Genomic DNA, 19,451 nt, shown 5'->3' with positions numbered 1-19,451 from the left:
CACCCCTCCTCCGCTATATCGATGAGATAGCCTGCAATGCAGGGTCTGTACTGTTATATGCGATACCTCCCGGCTTTGATAACTCATGAAGGAAAACTACTTTGCCGCAGCGCCCCTCGCGCATGAGTTCGAAGGCTTCTTCATAACGGTCCAGTGTGAACGTATGTGTCACCAATCGATCCAAATGAAGCACGTCGCGATCCAGCAGCCCTTTCATCTGATACCATGTCTCATACATCCGGCGGCCTGTAATGCCTTCAACACGAATCCCTTTGAAGATGATCTGCCCCATATCCAGAGGAACATCCTGCGTCGGAATCCCTAACAACGATACACGCGCTCCGTTCGCTGCACCCTCGAAACCTTCGCGAATTGCATCCGGGTGGCCTGACATTTCAAGCACAACCTCCGCGCCTTCGCCGTTCGTATGATCAAGGATCGCCTGCGACAGCTTCACCTCTCCGCTATGTATCAATACATCCGCGCCCATACGATGTGCCATGTCCAATCGATATGGATTAATATCTGCCGCGATGATCTGCGCCGCACCGCATGCCTTCGCTACGGCAATCGACATCAATCCGATTAACCCCGCTCCAATAATGACAACCGACTTGCCTACAATGTCGCCCGTCAGTACCGTCTGTACCGCATTACCAAGAGGGTCCTGCAGACAGGCAATCTCGAATGGCATATCCTTACGGTTCTGTATCACATTGCTCGCCTTCACGGCCGCATATTCCGCAAAACATCCTGATGCCGTAATGCCGAAACTCCGCGTATTCAAGCATACATGTGACTTTCCCGTCCGACACGGCTTACAAATCCCGCATACTATATGCCCTTCCGCAGACACGTGATCGCCTACCTTCACATGAGAGACCCCGCTGCCGATCTCTTCTACGATCCCTGCGAACTCATGTCCGAATACATTGCCCGTTACCACGGACTTCTCCGCCCACGCATCCCAGTTATAGATGTGCATATCCGTTCCGCAGATTGAGCTCGCTACGACACGTACGAGCACCTCGTCCGGTCCGATCACTGGTACGGGAACTTCCTTCAGCACCGCGCCGGGCCCTCGGTGTTCTTTGACTAAGCCGATCATTGTTCTATTCAAGGAAGATCTCTCCTTTATTTCACCACCGCTGCGGCGAGTAATAAATTCAATAGAAAAAAAACCGATTCTATTCGAAGCATTCGCTTCATAGTCTCGGTTCTGTGTGTTCATTCTTATGGGTTTACACTGATAATATTCCCCGCATAGTCTCTCCAGTTTGCACCATCATAATATACAGGTTTTTTCTTCGTTGTATCGTAATACGTATCGCCTTCAATCGGCGTTTTCGACACTTCGGTACTTCGCTTTAAATTGATGAATTTATCCTTCAGCACCACTTCAGTATATTTGCCATTCGAATTGCTTGGTTTGCTTCTGAAAAATAAGCGGCCCGTCAATGTCTGATACGTGTAATACCCTGGCGTATAATCTGCTGTAGGATATCCAGTGGTGCTGCTCTCATCGATAATCATCGGAGTCAGCATCGTCTTGTCATAACCTTTGAAGTATAAGGCGTATTTGTTCGCATTATACCACACAGAACCGGGGTCGATCGCAGACATTACACCATTATTCAAATCTCCTTGCAACTGTGACATCCGCAGCATCGGAATGCGTTCTCCAATCTGTCTTCCTACCCATGTCATGTCCGCTTCAGTATGATCATCGACAGGCAAATTGCCGGGGTTCACATTCCCTTGGATATAATGATGGCCTTGTACGACCGATACAGCTTTAATGCCATACTTTCTACCTGTTTTTGTATCCAAAAATATATTACCACGCACCACAGTGTAATCCCCGCCGAATAAGTTGATTGCGCATATTTGATCATGATTCGTGGCCGGGTTTAAATCGAGATTATTCCAGTTCTGAATACGGTTATTCGTAATAATAATATTCGAACAAATGGGTTGCGAATAATTATAGCCGTATGCTGTTGCAATGCCTGAATTGGGAACATTCTCAACCGAGTTGCCGTTTATAATAATATCCTTGGCTCCATACAGATTAATGGCACCAAAACTATAATCCGTCATAGTCGGCGCGCTTATGCTGTTGCCCTCCACTAGACATTGTCTAACACCCCATATTTCTATGCCATCAAATCGATTGTTAATACAAATATTGCTCATGATGGTGATATCGTAGGTTTCATATTGATTGGAGGCAAAGGCCGTAATTCCTTCTTGACCATTCCCAATCACGATATTGCCGATCGCAATGTTGCTGAAGCATTGTCGTTCCGTGGCATCGGTAATGCCGATGTTCGTATCGAAGCAAATGCCTTGACCGCCGCAATTCTCGACATGGTTGTTGCTGACTTTGCAATACTTCGATGACGACACGTTAATCCCAATGTTACTGTTCGGCGTGACATTATTGAATAGTGTGTTATTTTTGATTCGATTGCCGTCTACAAGAATCGTCGAGCAATCGTTCAAGTAGATGATTCTTTCCGTCGTATTCAAAGTATTCTCGATCTGATTGTTCAGAATCATACCATCGGATGTCTGATAGAAGTACCAGTTCGCCGTATTGCCTACCACCCGAAGATTGCGAATGACGAAATCAGAGCATCCATTGCAGACGAAGCTGATTTTACCTTCAAGATCCGCAACTTCGAAGTTGGATGCGCCGACAGCGTTCAATAACGTATCCGGACTTGTCACCGAGGTCGATTGAAGCACTGCCCCTTTCGACCCTACCAATCTGACATTCGATTTCATATTTATGGTACCTACATTGTACATTCCTGGCGGGAATACAACCGTCCCTCCTAACGACGATGCCGTATTTACCGCTGCTTGAATCCCTTTAGAGTCGTCGTTCTTCCCATCCGCGACAGCCCCGAACCACTGCGGATAGAGCTCCTTCACTTGCGGGTCCCCTGCAATGACTCCATCTCCTGTGAAAATCTGCGTTAATCCCGCTTCAATATTACCGTTCAGAATCAATTTCTTCCCACTGGCAATATTCAATTTGGCCCCATTCATGAAGTGTAGCGTAATGCTGACATCCACCGTTGTATCAGCATTCACCGCATACGTGCCGCTCGGGAGCATGAGAACTCCGCCTCCGTTCGCCTTCAAATTCGCGAGCGCATCCGCTAGACGGGTTGGATCCGTCACCGTGAACCACGGGATGCCTAGTTTATCCACCGTAACGGAACCACTCCCAAGTTTCGGGTTGGTCACTGCACCATCAACGATCGATGCTGTCGTAACAGAGTTATTCGGTATACTGCTCGATGCAGATATCGTCGCTTGAGCCAATACAGAATTTTCTTCATCGCTTTCTACCGCATCAGTCTTGTTTGGAAGGATGGATTGTTTAATCTTTCTGAACATATCTTTCAATCCTGACATATCGAACAACCTCCCTATTCTATGATGATTCATCATCTCTAGTTTCTCTAATAGCATATTCAGGTCCATTCCCTGTTGCTATAGTCAAATCTATTAGTTTCGATTTGTTGATCGACTAGAACGTAATTAGACTCATAATAGAAAAAAGAAGCCTGATTCCTTAATGCCTACTCTTACCTACTTATCTCATTGATTGAGACAGGCTTGCTACCCACCGAAGCAACAGTCCAATCCTGCACAACATGCGGCAAATATTCTCCTGTGAAGATTCGCTCATATTGGTCTACGATGCGCTCCCATCCATATTCATGTATGATTCGATTCCTCGCATTCGTTTCCAGCTGAGATATCCTCTCCTCTGTATATTTATCCGCCTCATCAATCAATGCAGCAAGGGATGCCTTTTCTTTCGTAAAATAAACCGCGCCCTCTGCACCAACCTCGCGGTTAAAGACAACATCATACAGCAAATTTATAGAGGTTGAGGCCAGCGCCTCCAACAAAGAAGGATTCGTCCCTCCCACCTCATGCCCGTGCAAATATCCATAAGCCTGTTCCCGAATCTTCTTAAGCAGCTGAGCGTCATAGACCGTTCCAACAAATTTGATGCGCGGATCTTGCTCATATTGTGTCCGCTCACGCAAAGCTTGGTAGAACCGATTTTCTTCTACACCTGTAATAATCACCAAATCTTTATCCGTATTGGATTGCATAAACTCGGTGATCATGAGCTCATAATTGTTCTCCGGAACGAAGCGCCCGATGACAACGTAGTAGGATTTCGGCCAGATCTGGAATTGATCCATCCAACGAATGAGCCCCTCATCGTTATCTGCTAACCTAGATTTGGTGACATCTGCACCATAGGCGATGAAGGTGGTATTCGGCTGATAGGCCTTGTAATCTTCCCGGATATATTGCTCGATGCCTTTCGAATCACAGACGAGCAAGTCGGCATGCTTAACCATAAGCCTTTCGGACATTTTCCAATAACGTTTGATCAACGCGTTCCACTTCCCACGCTTCCACTCATGGCCATCCGGGTTCACGAACACTTGAACACCCATCTTGGATAATTTTCTTTTATACGCATAAAAAAAAGGCCCGATGCGACAGGCCAAAATATACACCGTGCTGTTATATAATTGATGTCGCTTAATATATCGATTGCACTCGCGCAGACTCCATACATCGTATAATACGGCCCTGGCACTTCCAATATACGGGACTTTCACGCCAAAGCAGCGGGCGTTATGATGCATAAATTCATGCTTATGATCCGACAGGCAAGCGACATGATATTGAATATCTTGACTTTGCCTTCGTTCTGTCAGTTGATCGACGAATGTCTCGAAACCACCATACTTGGCGGGAATTCCTTTGGATCCAATAATAAAGATATGCTTCATCATCCGATTACCTCAGCCTTCATTAGAGAATACCACTTCATTAACCGTTCTGTATGCTGCACCATAGAGAACGGAATATCCATAGCCATAATATTGCGATTGATCTCCGAGAGAACTTCCCGATCCTCTATCACATGCCGAAGTTGATTGGCTAGTTGATCTGGATGCGCTCTAACGACCAACCCGGTAAGGCCGTCTTGAATCAGATCTTGAAATCCTACCGTATCTGTGACCATCACTGGAACTCCATATGACAATGCCTCCAGCCCGATAAAGCCGAATGTCTCCTTCGATAGACTCGGGATTATCAACAGATCGGTATTCCCGAAGAGTTCGGGCAGATCTTGATAGCTGTATCGGCCATGAAATGTATATTGCGCCTCCGGAAATGGATTATCGTTGATTGCACCACCATAGACATGGAGATGCCAATCTTTATGCCCTTGCGCCTTCAACAGCTGCAAACTTTGATGCAATAGAAAAAAGCCTTTATAGTGATCCACCGGGCCTACATAGGTGAATCGTAAAGGCTTATCAGAAGGTATTGCGCGTATTGTGCGGCGATCATGGATATCGCGGTGCGTTATCGACATCACTTCGCCATTCCACGATCCATATCGGGCATACTCTTGCGCAACAATCGAGCTGTTGAAATGAATCCGATCCACCAGTTGAAGCATCTCCATGTAATAGCGGCGCAGCTCGATATAAGGGATTCCATCCGCACGTTCGACCGAACCAGCAAGCCGGGCGACCGGTTCTCTCGTGGCTTCTCCGCGTTGACGATGCTTAACGTACTGACTAAGCCGCTTAAGCGCACGGCTGCCCTTGAAATATCGATATGTCCGCGACTGCATCAGTTGAATCATCGCCATACTATAGGCGCCTTGATTGCATCCGGCGCAGCGAGTACCATCAAGATAGTCCTCGCATGAATCTCCCGTATCCGTGAACAAATTAACCTTGGGGCAGATACCAAAATAATCATGGGATGTAAATATGATTCGAATCTCCAGCTGCTTGGCTGCTTCCAGAAACTCCTTATGGATTCCCATCCATGTATGAACATGAATAATATCAGGATTCAGCATCTTAAGGAAAGCCGCATACTGCTGCCGGTTCCCTTCTCTTATAAATTTCCCAGGTGTTTTGATACCGCCTAGCAGCGGTACAGGCAGCGGATTGATCATCTCATAGACTTGAATGCCTTGATAGTCACTCCTCTTCCTGATACTCATATTCCCTGTCAGCGTATAGCGTCCTGGATACACCACAGTGACTTCATGCTGTAATTCAAGCTGCGTCAGCATCAGATCAACGCTGTATTTCGTTAGCCCTCCCGTGCGCCAAGGCGGTAATCCTAATGAAACATGTAGTATTCGCATGCATCTAGCTCCCATTATAATTTGCGACGATAAGATGCTCGCGCTTCTCGGCGTCATCCACTGTTCTTGTTCGTGAACTATAAGGCTTCAACTTTAGCGCTGGCCGCTCTACCCATCGCCACGATAATGCAGCTAGCGCCAATGTTATTAGCATCACCAACAGATGGATAACCGTAGGCGGCAAGCCCGTCTCCGCCACTTGATAATACATGAACAAATTCACGACAACCATATGCCATATGTATACGCCAAAGCTTAAGTCTCCAATCTTTTTCACGATCGTATTCAGGATCTTGGGACCATTGTAGCCGAACCACACAATCGAGTAGCTTAACGGAAGAATCCATAGCAATCTGGCATAAGGTTCAATCGGACCGCTGTACAGCGGCAGATAACGAAGAATGATATACAATAGGAGAGATAACAGCGCTAGATAGCCATTAGACTTCATGTTCCCCCAATACCTCAACCAGAAGATTCCCATCGCAAAATATATCAAATAAGGGAAGAACGTATGAATATATAAAAAGGTGAGTATATTCAGCTCTCCTAAGCTGTGGTTCAATGCCTGTAGCAGTACAATACCGAGAAAAGAGAGGGCAACTAATCCCCCGAACATTCGATTGAACCCCAATCTTCGCTCAATCCAGAATATCAATGGTACAACGAGATAGAACGAAAATTCCTGCGGGATGGTCCATAGACTTCCGTTCACGATCCCTGTTCCAAAGTCTTTGAAGATCGATGGATAAGCAATAGGGGCCAGCATAAAATGGCCTGAGAACCAAGCCATAAATTTTACAGTCAACATTGTATTAAAAGAGATAACGCCAACTGCAAGTAGCAGGATCGTCGTGATGATGGCATACACATAAATCGCAGGTGCGACGCGTAAATACCGGTTGGCCAAATAATACTTCAATGGCTTGCCTTCGTTCACATGACGTTCATACGAGTAGTATACAAGCATCCCGCTTAACACAAAAAATAAGGGGACGCCATCATTGAACCATGCTGATCCGCCCGGTTGCAGCCATAAGAAGTTTACATTGAGATGACCAACCGAGTGTTGTATAAGAACAGAAAGCGCAGCAAACAACCTGAGAAAATCAAATACATTCGTTCTTTCATGCTTGGAAGTCATGCTTCTCCCCCACTATTCGAAAATACCTTAATTGGCTGGTTGACCGTTTGACAACAACGCTGCTGCGAAGAAAATTCTGACTCATAAAGAGTTGGTTCCCAATGAGCCCGTAGATCACCCAATTGACAGGGTTCGTGAAGTAGCCACCCGCAATTTGATAGATAAAAATAAAAATAAATAGCGAATACTTCAGCATCCCCTCACCCATGCGAATACGTGAAAGGAGCAGCATATGAAAGAGCAGGAGAAGGACGATCATCACAATTCCTCCCTCTGCGATGGCATACATGAATGAATTCGAGATTACTTCAACTAATCCATAGCCTCCATAGCTGTTCTGAACCATGCTTGTATTGAGATTGCCAAAACCGATGCCTAAGAAATGTGTATTCAAGAGCATTTGCTTCATAATCATGAAGCTCGTATTCAAGCGATACACGACGGAGCTATCATTGCCCGAGAAGATGTCATTGATTCTTAAATAGAAGCTGCTGCTGCTCGTCACGAATAGGAATAAACCGATCGCGCTAATGATTAAGAGCCCCATGAACATCAACATGCGCTCAATGCTTATTTTCTCCCTTAAATAGAAGAGGTACATGACAACAATCGCCAAAGTCAGTCCAAGGATTCCGCCCATCCCCGCCGTCAGCGTGATGATGATCATATTGGATAGCATAAATATAATATTTAGACTATTTTTCCTCAGGTCCTGTTCACGCAGCGCATAGTACATCAATAAGACCATCACAATGCAGACATGGAAGGAAGCTTCACTCGGCTCAAAATAGAGCAACGAGAATCGAACCTTCTGATAAATGTTGACGGTATCGTCTAATCGCCATAATAGATGCGTCTTGTAGAACAAGCCGACCAACAGCAGAATGAGGTAACTGATGGATACGGTATTGATCATTTTCTTTAAAGACAATTGCGTCAGGAAGGTATCTCTGACTTGAAGGAATAAGAATACGTTCAGGAAGATTTTTGCGATGTTAACGACCATCCGCTGGATCTCAATCTGCTCATTCAGAAGCAGCTGTAGTAATGCATAGAGAAGGATGAGATAGATATAACCCAAGGATTTCACTGTAATTTCCTTGCGATGCAGAATATCCTTCCCGATTAACAGCACACTAACGAAATAGAATATATCTAAATTGGGTGAAATAGCTTGGTGGAACACATAAATGAGTGCAATGATAATTTCCATGTATCATTCCCCCCAACGGTTTATCTATATTAGAAAGGCTCAATGGCTTATTCGACGATCAATAAAACGAATGACTTGATGCGCCTGCGTTTCCCTTGAATAGTCGCCTCGATTCGCGAAATTATATTCGGTCTGTAACAGCCTGCTTAATCCCGCTGCGACATCTTCTTGATGATGGCTCGCACACTCACCGTACTGGCCGTGGACCAGCTGGACGAGTTCTCGATCTTGAGTCACTGCGAGAATTGGCTTACACGCGCCAATATATTCGAAAGTCTTCCCCGGAATGGCATACTCACTGCCTTTCGTATGTGTTAGGATGACGGCGATGTCCGCCTGCTTCAATTGGTCTAGCGCCTTGTGATGCGCTAAGCTTCCCATGACATCCACTTGAACCCCCGTTCCATTCAGGTCAATGCTGCGAATATCTTCATAAGCATGTTGATCGAGTAATCCAACGATACGGAATACCGTCTCGATACCGGTCCGCCGATGGAACAACACCAGTCCTTCAATCAAAGCCTTTATATTTCTTCCCTTATAGATTGATCCCACGTGGACCAGCCTCAGACGCTTCACGTCCGATGCAATAGATTTGTAAGCACACTCTAGGAAATACTGCTCATCGTATCCATTCTTAATCAATTGAATATCCAGACTAGGGTTCTGCTTCTGATAATATTGATAAATTCCTTGCGATACTGCGATAGCACCGTCTGCGAGCTTCGATATCCGCTGCTCTGCCTGTTTGTACACAAGCTTCGGATTTCCCTCGCCAATCTCGTGGTTGATAATGTCGCGAATTTCGATGATGGCTGGAATATGTGGATAGCGAGCTTTGATGTACTCCAAGATGTACAGTCCATAGACATCCGGAATCGTTACGAACACCGCTGCAACTTCCCGTTCCTGCAACAATTGGTCCAACTGGATGAATAACGTATAATTCATTTTCGTAAAAGGGTATTTACTGTACTTATAGTTCCGCCAAGCGGATAGAACCCATCGATGCCTGAGCAGTCGCTCCATCCTTCTACGTGGTAACGATGTGGCTGCTTGTGCTCCCTCCTCCATCGTCTGTGTAAATTGGCTATCCGGTGTCTTAAATGTATAGTTCCGATCCGCGTATTGGCTGGAGGCAGCACTATACTTTCTATCACTGATCATCACCAAGGAATACGCCTTACTCAAATATTGCATTAGACCCGCAAACCTTACCGATGCTACCACCGGCTGACCTTCGATATAATCCGAGACAACAATCAGCGTCTTCATCTATCTTCCACCTTTAATGATTGAATACTCCCCCCTCATGACAGGCAGGTTCACCACACCGTCGATCACCTCAACACACACTTGATTCGGGAGTTGAATTTGAAATGGCGTCTTCTCACTGCATCTTAGCGTAATCACCCCGTCGCCATACTTCGCTTCATGCTCCAAGGTGAAGACCTGCTCATTGATCCGCACGACCGATACATGATCACGAAGATTGACATACGCAGCGAGCTCCGAGCCCGTACAGTACCATACCTTCTTATTCGCAAGATAATCGAATATTCGATTCAGACTGTGACAATCATCGAATATATTCGGGCTTTGCCTTTTGCCATCATCACGCGATGGGGCAATATGCTCCTGAATGCTGATCACCAATTGATGCTCCAGCAAGTAATCTAATTCTCGCAGCTTCAAACGTATCCACGGCTTCTTCAGGATTAATTTTGCTAACCCTTTGACAGATGCATCCACATGATCAATTCCGACGAGAAGCGCCCCGTTCACCGTAGAAGGAATATCGATTACACCCTGGCTGCCGAACCGTTTCACATCATAGTTCGTCATTGGATTCCGATCTTCCCCATACGTCGCATGCGTATCGCCGTCGGCATTCCCGCGATTCCAATAGCGACACCACCAAGAGAATCCCGATTGATTAACGCTCTCATCCGAGAATTCATTACTCGTATATCCGCAATATTTGCCTCCTGTCGGGCGCCTTTCCACTGCATCCTCGAAGATCGCTATCCCTTGTGCAATCCGATCGAGCGCCTCATTCACACTGCGGAAAGTCGCCCATTCTTGCACGAAATCTGCTGCATTGGGACCAACAATGCCATGTGTTGTCCCATGGTAGGCAAGCTCGAAGTTCGGGTGATCGTGGATATATCGGAAAAACTGCTTGCTCTCCTCATCCGCATTCATGGGTACCGATACCGTCTTGATGACCGGATTGTCAATCATACCGACCCGAACCCCAACCGGCACGAAAAAAGTGACCTTGACCTCGGGATGTTGCAGCAAGATGTTTTCGTTCAAAAAACGAAACGAGGACTGCTCTTGATTCCTGAAGTACCCCCAGTCTTCGCCCAAATCGACCGTCCCATTTCGATTCGTGTCTACCCATGTATTCGCCAAGTCGTCAATCATGAATAGAACAGGAGAATCTGCATCGTTATACCACTTGCTTATATCAATGTGCATAGCCTTTTCTCCTTATCGCTCGAATCGTATGGTTCACGCTTGCCATCCATCTGTACAGTTTCACGCGATTCTTCGACATATTCCACATCGTAAACGAATAATTCACTTTGAACTGGTTCGTCCACTTGAATTTCCATGGGTAGCTCCCCGATCCGAAATCAATCTGATTCCCCACACCGTGTTCATATAAATACTGAATCATCTCCAGCATAAGCACATCCGCAAGACTATGGAACTGAGAATATTTCGGAGAGTACCCCGTATTCCAGCCATGCAGCGTCTTTTTGTAGAGATAGCATACCCGGTAAATAATAATATCCCCCGCTTCATCCTCAAGCAGGAAAGTAACAACTTGTCTGTTCTCTTTAAAATGTTTCTTGAAAAATGCTTCATTCTGTTTGTCGTCGAATATACTCTGCCGTTCGCTTCTTCCCTTCTGGGTCTGCAAATACTCTTTCTCCTGCCGATGCACCTGAGCTATTCGATGATAGAGATCGTCGTTATGACAGCCATAGAACACTTTTAATTGATACGGGAATTCTCTGCGGAATTTCTCATTCGTCTTCTTCGCCCTCGAATATACCCTCGCCTTCATAAAATCCTCGAAATTCGAATAATCCGATAGCTTAACCGCTGGGCACGACGTAAGATAGCTAATATGCGGATTATATTTGTCATGGCGTAGCAAATAATACAGCAGCTGGGTATCGTTAGCCATATGCGTTAGTTCGCATTTTTCCCATCGATCCGCATGCTCCTCAATAGCTGCGAAGAGGGATTTATAAATCTTCAGATCTGTCGGATCCTTCTTGTCAACGATAAACGTGAAATAATCCCCCTTCCCAAGGAAGCATAATACATGGAACTTCAGCCCTTTCTTCTCCGTATGACGAATCATTAACGGCGCAATTCCGACCAAGCGATTATCTCGGTAGCTGCAGATGATGAATAGCTCTTTACTCGCATCCGATCCATAGGTCTCCCACCAGGCATAATTATATTGAAACGTACTATAGTAGGTGCAATCCGGATCTCGCTGTTCCAGCCTTTCCCAGTCCTCTTGAAGTCCGCGAAACCCTTCCATATCCGATATGATCTTTGTATTCATGCCATCATTGAACTCCTTTAGCAGATAATTTCCCTCACAATAACATCCCCGTCTGTATATCTTGCAGTTCAATCACGAATATTCCTCGCACACCCGCCAACAAGTGGAACAGCCTCACTTTCCACTTTGCCTTGTTCCACTTTCTGAAGACATAGCTCACCTTGAATTGACGCGTCCACTTAAATTTCCATGCATAACTTCCAGCACCGCAGTCGATTCGCCCGGCTAAAGGATGCTCGTAGAGATATTGAACGGTCTCGAGCAAGAGTACATTGGATAAGCTGTGCACGTAAGAATATGCTGGAGAATATCCCGAGTTCCAGTCATACAAAGTTCCTTTGTACAAATAATTGATGCTGTACATAATCATTTCGCCGGCTTCATCTTCGAGCAGGAAGGTAACCACTTGTGCATTCTCTTTCAAGAACCCCTTCAGAAAATCGTCCGTCCGTGGGTCGTCGAACAGGCTTCGTCTTTCCATCCTGCCTTTGTGCTGAAGATAGTCTTGTTGGGCTTTGTGAATACACGCCACGCGTTCGTAGATCGTATCATCCTGTCCACCTAGGATCACTTTGAACTGATACCGGACGGTTCTTCGGAATTTGTCCCGTGTTTTTCTTATTTTCACAATCTCCCCGGACTTAACGAAAGCCTCGAAGGAGCGATAGGCTTGCAAATCAATAATCGGACAAGAGGTTAAATAATCTACATGCGCATGATAATGGTCATGCCTCAACAAATAGTGCAGCAATGTCGTATCTTGGGCTAAATGCGTGAACTCGATTTTATCCCACTTCTGATGATGCTGTTCGATCGTTTGGATTATCACCTCTACGATCTCCATTTCAGCTTGATCCTCACGATCGATCAGGAACGAGAAATAGTCTCCTTTCCCTAAGAAGCATAGTGTCAAACATGTAGCAATAACCTTATTCCCGCGCCGGATCATTAACGGGGCAATCCCTACAAGTTTATGTCCACGGTAGCAGCAGATGAGGAAGAGCTCCTTCTGCGGATCGCTCCCGAAAGCTTCCCACCACGAATAGTTAAATCGAAACGTGCTGTAGTAAGCGCAGTCAGGATCTTGCTGCTCCAACCTCTCCCAATCTTCTTGAATACTTCGAAATTCATGCATATCCGTAATTATCTTTGTATTCATGATTCTGACTGCGCTCCTTTGATCTGTATTTTTTTCGACCTCCGTTCCATCCAATACTGTACCGCACCCGTAAGCTCCGATCGCGAGATCAATTTGAACCACACACTGCAAGCAATAAAGAGCAGGCATAGGACCACGTTCAACGCAATTTCGAGCATAAGAGAACGAATAAAAGGCATATAGATCAAATAGATCGCATACACCGGAACATAGATCATTAAATATTTATAGGGATACAACACGCCAAGATTTAACGGATAATATTTTGAACCATAATAATAGAACACGACATTGGTGAAGGCATAAGCAATAACCGTCGAAATCGCCGAACCATATATCCCGAGCCACGGGAGGAGCAGAAGATTGAACCCTACATTGATTAATGCCGTAAGCACTGTGATCATAGAGTTCAATCGCATTTTGTTCGCAATATGTAGTCCGAGCGAATAGAATGAAATGACGCCGGATAGAAAATAAGAGCAAGCAATAATAGGCACCAGATAGGCAGCGCCTTCGTAGGCAGATGTCGCAATCAGCTGGATCGCCACATTAGCGAAGATGGACAGCCCTAGTACACATAACCATCCGATAAAATTATATATCCGGAACATTTTACGTATCCGCTCTGGACCATCTTTTTCTTTGTAAACCTTGAATTTAAAAGCGGTAAACACAGCGTTAAACGGACTAATGAATACGGGATTGATCAACATTCCAATTTTGTAGCCAATCGAATACACCGCTACGGATGATAGATTCATATAACCTTTGATCAAGAAGCGATCACTGAGTGAGAGTACCCATGATGATAAGTCGCCAATTAGGAGACCCGTCCCATAGTTAAGCATTTTACGAAGCGGATCCAGTCTGAGTGAAATCTTGAATCCCCGAATATGCAGCAAAAACAACGTGATGAACACAACCAGATTCCCCAATAACTGCGCCAGTAAAATGCCGACGATTCCCTGCTTCAGCTCCAGAAAAAAATAGAGGGCAAACAATAGTGTAGCAAGCATGCTGGATAGCTGTATGCTGCTTGATTGAATCGCCTTGAACTGCATGGCGTAGAAGCTTGAGAACGTCATGTTCAAACAGACTGATACTGAGCTCATCACAATAAAAGGGACGAACAAGTAGGCAGATGGCGTGTGACCGAACATGAGTGGATAGACGAAAGGATTAATCGCCCAAGTGAGCCCGATACAAATGCCGCCCCATAACATTGAGAACGTAAGTGCCGTATTCTTTAAATCTTGCTTGTTCTCGAACTCATTAAAAAAACGTATCATCCCCGAATACACACCTAATGTTATCGCAATGGCTAACAACTGCTGCACGCTGATGATTAAATCGTATTGACCGTATTGTTCCTGTGTCATATTCCTCGTATATAGAGGAATCAGAATCAAATTTACTGCTTGGGTAAGTAGAGAGGTACAGAAATAAGCGACGCCATTGGACAACATTTTCCTATTTTCCATCAATGTTCATAACTCGCTTTCCTCTGGTCCATCCCCGTCTTGCCACCTGATGGTAGATCGCGATAAGATCCGCAGCATAATCATCATTCCTGCTGAGACGATAAGCCTCTTGTTGATATGTATCGTAGTTCGCTATCATATCCAGCACTAAGTTAACAAGCGCAGTGACATCGCGTGATGGGAATAGAATTGTACCTGTTGGTCTCTTGCATACATCGCTTGCAATTGCTGGCACCGCATAGTGGAGTGCCTCGGCTATCGATACCCCGTACCCATCCGTACATGTTGGCCGAATGAATAAATGGCTGCGCTCAAGGATCGGATAGAATGCCGAATTCTCCACTTCATAGAAGTAGAAATAACGTTCCAGATGCTCCGCCTGCAGCTTCTGCTGAAGTGATTCATAATATTTGCGCTCCTGCGCGGTCTGTTCCGCAACCCCTAGCACGGCAAATAATAACCGAACCGTTATGCCCTGCTTCTTCAATTGATGTACCAACGCTATGAGCAGGTCTACACCGTACAAATCTTGCTCATGGTGGAAGCGAATGAAGCCATTAGCGCAGATGACAAAGCCGTCCCCCGCCATAAACTCAAATACCCGGTCTGGGATCATACGGCGAGCTTCCTCAAGGTCTACCGGATGAATGTATGCTGGAATCGTCCTTACTTGCTCATGGCGAAACCCTGCGTCTAACAACGTTTTCGTCGTTGCTTCGTTCACACATACGATTGCGTCCAACGACTTCAAGCTGCGCAGGAGCAGCCTTCGTACGAGCCGGTTGGATCGCTCCAGTTGCTCTGCAAGACTCTCCCCATGGATCGTTAACATCAACTTCTTGCCGAAGAGTTTATATACCCCTAAGATCATCCGCAGTCTTCGATCAATCGTATGGAAATGCAGAACATCTCCACGCAGAAATGGAATCTGAAATAAAAACCATCTAAAATTGTCGATCGGATAGATCTGTTCCTCTGCATTCCCGATCTTCGCTTCGTTATAGATAACGCAGTCCAACCCTCGCTCCTTTACAGCAGTGGACAACCTTTGAATATGAATCGAAATTCCACCGATGGGCGGTGGTACCGGTCCAATCATCACGATTTTCACACGATCACCGATTCCTTTACAATGCGTACTTCAACACTCTTAAATTTCCCTGTCGCAGACCGAGGAATATGCGGTACGATCGAGAGCTTAAAATTCATCTCGGACGAAAAAATCTGCTCTAGCTTTGCCGTGACTATCTTGAGTTCTTCCATAACCCTTTCTTCTGAGGCGATTGATTCCACGACGAGTTCGATCAGATCATATTGGTGTTGAATCATTTTGCAAGCGCTGAGCGTCTTTGTTCCTCTTAAAGCAATAGCAACCAGGGAAGAGGACAACCAATCACCATTTGGCTTATACATGATCTCTCCCATTCGGCCGTCAATCGCTGGAACGACGGGAAATAAATGCGACTGTTCTGGACGAGGCTGTGGTTCAAACCCTGCTGTTTCATCTGTTAATTCATATCGAATCAGCGGCATGACATCATTCACAAAGGATGTGCCTATAATCGCCTTTGTCTGCGGATTGTGCTCCACGTAACTATACAAAGGTAAAAAATAATAGGCCTTGGACGAATCCTTCCATCCCCCCAGTGCGACTCTCTCCGTCTGTCCGTAATGCGCGAAGATCGAAGCGTCTTGGAAGACATGCTGAATGCAATTCACCTGATAATCATGGACCGCTTCACATGCAAGTAGTACGGCTCTCGGTTTATAGATCCCAATGAGATGGTGATCTGCGACCAACTTCGAGAACATTGAGAGCGCAGAAGGAAATCCATAGAGATATGCATAGCCCGATTGGCAGATCACCTCGACGATTTCTTTAATATTGGAGGCATGGATTGCTGTCGTATTAATTCTCAATGTTCTATGGTACGGGTCCGCAAGATAAACTTTGTTGTTCGGCAATGATCCTCTGAATTCAACACGACCATCTCCCGGCTTATACCCTACGCTAGCCCATTGGTAGCAAATCGCCGCCCATTCTCGTTGTTCGACAGCCCGATTGGAATAGAGGACCAGCGAAGTTCCTGTCGTACCGCTCGTCCCCAATTGCTTCAACTTCTGCGGTCGATATTGGGATACGATCATATCGAGTCCACGAGCTCTTACAGCCTCTTTACGAATCACTGGAATACGCTCAACATCTTCCCAGCTCCGAAGCATTGTCGGATGAAAATCATTTTCATCGTATAGATGTTTATAAAACCGGGTCTGATCGTACGCCAACGTTACAATGCGCCGGAGGGATTCAAATTGTTCTTCGCGAATTTGCTCATAGGTCATCTGCTCCATACGTTCAAACTTGTTCAACCAGCTGTGGAACTCCCTGCCCACATTCACATATCGAAACGGAAAATAGGATAAGACTTTCTTGGCAATCTCTCTCGTTACACCCATTCCATACGCCGCCCTTTATTCAATAATTGCTCTACCTCAAGTGCAATGTTCGTTGCTTGAACCTGCTGCCATAGCGGGATCGGCCAATCCTTACGTCCTAGAATCGCTTCACCGAAGCTTGCGAGGGCCTCACGCTGTCCCTTCTCGGCGAACTTCGTTTCGATGCCTTTCGCCTTACTCCCTACGATCGATAACCGTTTGTAGTTATCCAAGAATAGATTGGCCCCATCGACGTAGATGTCCATCTGTTCTTTCGGATAGTCTGGCGAACCGAGAGCGCTATAGGTTACCGTAGCAATCGATCCATCTGCAAAAGCTAGATTCGCAACGAAATTATCCGTATGAGAATAATGCTTGGTAGCCGGAGCAAGATGGGTGACTTGAATATCGACAACCTTACTATCTGTCAGATACGTGAACAAATCATAGATATGGCAGCATTCGCCGCGATTTCGTCCGCCTCCCTCGCCTGTCTGTGTCCAATGATCCAAAGGAATGTAACCCGCATTCATGCGATAATTCATAATCATCGGATTGCTGCGATGGCGTACAAGCGCTTTGGCCTTTATGGCATAAGGCGAGAACCGACGGTTAAACCCCGTGAACAAGAGAGGGGCGCCTTGATCAGCTGGAAATGTCGCATAGTACTGCTCAATTCCGTGTATTTCCTGCGCTGTAAGCGCAAGTGGTTTCTCCACGTAGACATGCTTGCCTGCTCGCAGTGCATCGAGAACGATAGAAGCATGGGTATCATGCCTTGTCGTAATGATAACTGCATCGACCTCTGGGTCTTCCAGCAGCATCTGATAGCTGGTAGCCGCGTATACAGCACCGAATTGCTTCGCAGTAGCCGCTGCGTTATGGCCCGTCTGACTCATCACAGCCTGCAGCCCAAATTGGCCGGAGAGGGATTGCAGATTAGGCAAATGTATACTCTTGGCAAATTCACCCGCTCCGATTAATCCAACGCGAACCTTACGATCAGCGTCTGTTAACGATTGAATGCTAGGGTTCATCAACACTTTACACGCTCGTGAAGGATCTGTTGTCTCCCTCGGATAAGAGAGCAGCACCATCATCGGTTTGTGTTCTGACTGCTGAATATATTCGTAAGCTTGCGGTGCGTCATGCAGCGCGAATATACGAGACACCATCTGCTCAACCTTAATCTTCCCCGACGCTAGCAGCTTCAAATATTCTTGCATATTGCGATTTTCCGTCCAGCGTACATAGGCGAGCGGGTAATCATGCCCTTCTTCTTCATAGTTCCGATCATATCTGCCTGGACCATAAGAAGTCGAAATATAGAAATCGAGCTCTTTCTCATAGATGTCTGCCCGATTGATGTGCAGTCCAACATCTCCAACCACCACTACGCGTCCTTTGCAGCGTGACATGTGGAACGCGTTCGATACAATACCGTGGGACCTCGCTGCTGCGGTTATGATGACACCATCCGCTCCGAACCCATCCGTAAGTCGATGCACCGCATCCACACTGCTCGATTCGAATGGATGAATCTCGTAATCCATGCCCAATTGTTTAGCGAGCTCAATACGGTTCAGATCTAGATCAGCGCCAATGACGCGACAACCATTCGCTTTTAAGAGCTGCATGGTTAATTGTCCTAAAATCCCTAATCCGATAACAACAAATGTCTCGCCTAAAGTCGGTTTTGCTCTTCGCACTCCTTGCATCGCAATAGCTCCCAAAGTCACAGTGCTTGCCGATGCCATGTCCAACGATTCGGGAATGGCCGTTACTAGGTTGCGAGGAACCCGAATAATCTCAGCGTGATGTGCGAATTGTGCACCTGCACAGGCAACGCGATCCCCTATTTTCAGATCGGTTACCCCTTCGCCCACTTCAATTACAACCCCGGAAGCGGAGTATCCTGTCGGCTGCGCCGTGCTCACTTTACTTCTCACCATTGCCTGTGTTCGCGTTAGCCCTTGCGAAGCAACCATTTGGATAACCTTCTTTACTTTCTCCGGTTGTTCCAAGGCACGCTTCCATAGTGGAACACCGCTCGACTTCAAGCCGCTCATCTCAGTCCCAATCGAAATGCATGAATGATCGACCTGGACCAACAGTGTCCCTTTCAACACCTGAGGTGAAGGGATTTGTTCAACGACGGCATGCCCTTGCTGTATCATGACTTGATTCATCTTATGACCCCTTT

14 protein-coding genes are annotated in these 19,451 nt (G+C 46.1%); all 14 read right to left on the bottom strand.

The window, feature by feature from the left end; all coding sequences use genetic code 11:
* Positions 1-13: 13 nt before the first annotated feature.
* Entirely contained in the window at positions 14-1,120 is a 1,107-nt protein-coding gene (tdh, locus tag AC3WU2_RS21005) for an L-threonine 3-dehydrogenase (protein WP_492457006.1), read from the bottom strand.
* Positions 1,121-1,233: 113 nt separating this feature from the next.
* The gene (locus tag AC3WU2_RS21000) at positions 1,234-3,429 is read right to left on the bottom strand and encodes a right-handed parallel beta-helix repeat-containing protein (protein ID WP_492457005.1); all 2,196 of its coding nucleotides are present in this window, start codon (positions 3,427-3,429) and stop codon (positions 1,234-1,236) included.
* A 173-nt stretch (positions 3,430-3,602) separates the two neighbouring features.
* Positions 3,603-4,841, bottom strand: a complete 1,239-nt coding sequence (gene cps2T, locus AC3WU2_RS20995; protein WP_492457004.1) for a beta 1-4 rhamnosyltransferase Cps2T — start codon at positions 4,839-4,841, stop codon at positions 3,603-3,605.
* The gene (locus AC3WU2_RS20990) at positions 4,838-6,223 is read right to left on the bottom strand and encodes a glycosyltransferase (RefSeq protein ID WP_492457003.1); all 1,386 of its coding nucleotides are present in this window, start codon (positions 6,221-6,223) and stop codon (positions 4,838-4,840) included. The genes cps2T and AC3WU2_RS20990 overlap by 4 nt, the downstream gene beginning before the upstream one ends.
* A 4-nt stretch (positions 6,224-6,227) precedes the next feature.
* Positions 6,228-7,367: an acyltransferase family protein gene (locus tag AC3WU2_RS20985; protein ID WP_492457002.1), complete on the bottom strand. Its 1,140-nt coding sequence runs from the start codon at positions 7,365-7,367 to the stop codon at positions 6,228-6,230.
* Positions 7,351-8,580, bottom strand: a complete 1,230-nt coding sequence (locus AC3WU2_RS20980; protein ID WP_492457001.1) for a hypothetical protein — start codon at positions 8,578-8,580, stop codon at positions 7,351-7,353. Before AC3WU2_RS20980 ends, AC3WU2_RS20985 begins: the two co-directional genes overlap by 17 nt.
* Positions 8,581-8,619: 39 nt before the next feature.
* On the bottom strand, positions 8,620-9,855 hold the full coding sequence (locus tag AC3WU2_RS20975; protein ID WP_492457000.1) for a glycosyltransferase: 1,236 nt from the start codon (positions 9,853-9,855) through the stop codon (positions 8,620-8,622).
* Positions 9,856-11,064 (bottom strand): hypothetical protein, encoded by a 1,209-nt coding sequence (locus AC3WU2_RS20970; protein ID WP_492456999.1) that lies wholly within the window; start codon positions 11,062-11,064, stop codon positions 9,856-9,858. It abuts the gene before it with no gap.
* Entirely contained in the window at positions 11,054-12,172 is a 1,119-nt protein-coding gene (locus AC3WU2_RS20965) for a GNAT family N-acetyltransferase (RefSeq protein ID WP_492456998.1), read from the bottom strand. Before AC3WU2_RS20965 ends, AC3WU2_RS20970 begins: the two co-directional genes overlap by 11 nt.
* A 34-nt stretch (positions 12,173-12,206) precedes the next feature.
* Positions 12,207-13,331, bottom strand: coding sequence for a GNAT family N-acetyltransferase (locus AC3WU2_RS20960; RefSeq protein ID WP_492456997.1), 1,125 nt, complete (start codon positions 13,329-13,331; stop codon positions 12,207-12,209).
* A complete protein-coding gene (locus tag AC3WU2_RS20955; RefSeq protein ID WP_492456996.1) occupies positions 13,328-14,812 on the bottom strand; it encodes an oligosaccharide flippase family protein in 1,485 nt (494 codons plus the stop codon). The genes AC3WU2_RS20960 and AC3WU2_RS20955 overlap by 4 nt, the downstream gene beginning before the upstream one ends.
* On the bottom strand, positions 14,802-15,923 hold the full coding sequence (locus AC3WU2_RS20950) for a glycosyltransferase family 4 protein (RefSeq protein ID WP_492456995.1): 1,122 nt from the start codon (positions 15,921-15,923) through the stop codon (positions 14,802-14,804). The genes AC3WU2_RS20955 and AC3WU2_RS20950 overlap by 11 nt, the downstream gene beginning before the upstream one ends.
* Complete coding sequence (locus AC3WU2_RS20945) at positions 15,920-17,269, bottom strand: phenylacetate--CoA ligase family protein (protein WP_492456994.1); 1,350 nt, start codon at positions 17,267-17,269, stop codon at positions 15,920-15,922. Before AC3WU2_RS20945 ends, AC3WU2_RS20950 begins: the two co-directional genes overlap by 4 nt.
* Positions 17,260-19,437: a bi-domain-containing oxidoreductase gene (locus AC3WU2_RS20940; RefSeq protein WP_492456993.1), complete on the bottom strand. Its 2,178-nt coding sequence runs from the start codon at positions 19,435-19,437 to the stop codon at positions 17,260-17,262. The genes AC3WU2_RS20945 and AC3WU2_RS20940 overlap by 10 nt, the downstream gene beginning before the upstream one ends.
* Positions 19,438-19,451 lie beyond the last annotated feature (14 nt).

The organism is Paenibacillus sp. EB106-05-06-XG162, from assembly GCF_058791655.1.
Note: the sequence above shows the minus strand (reverse complement) of the source record. Positions and strands in the feature narration are given on the sequence as shown.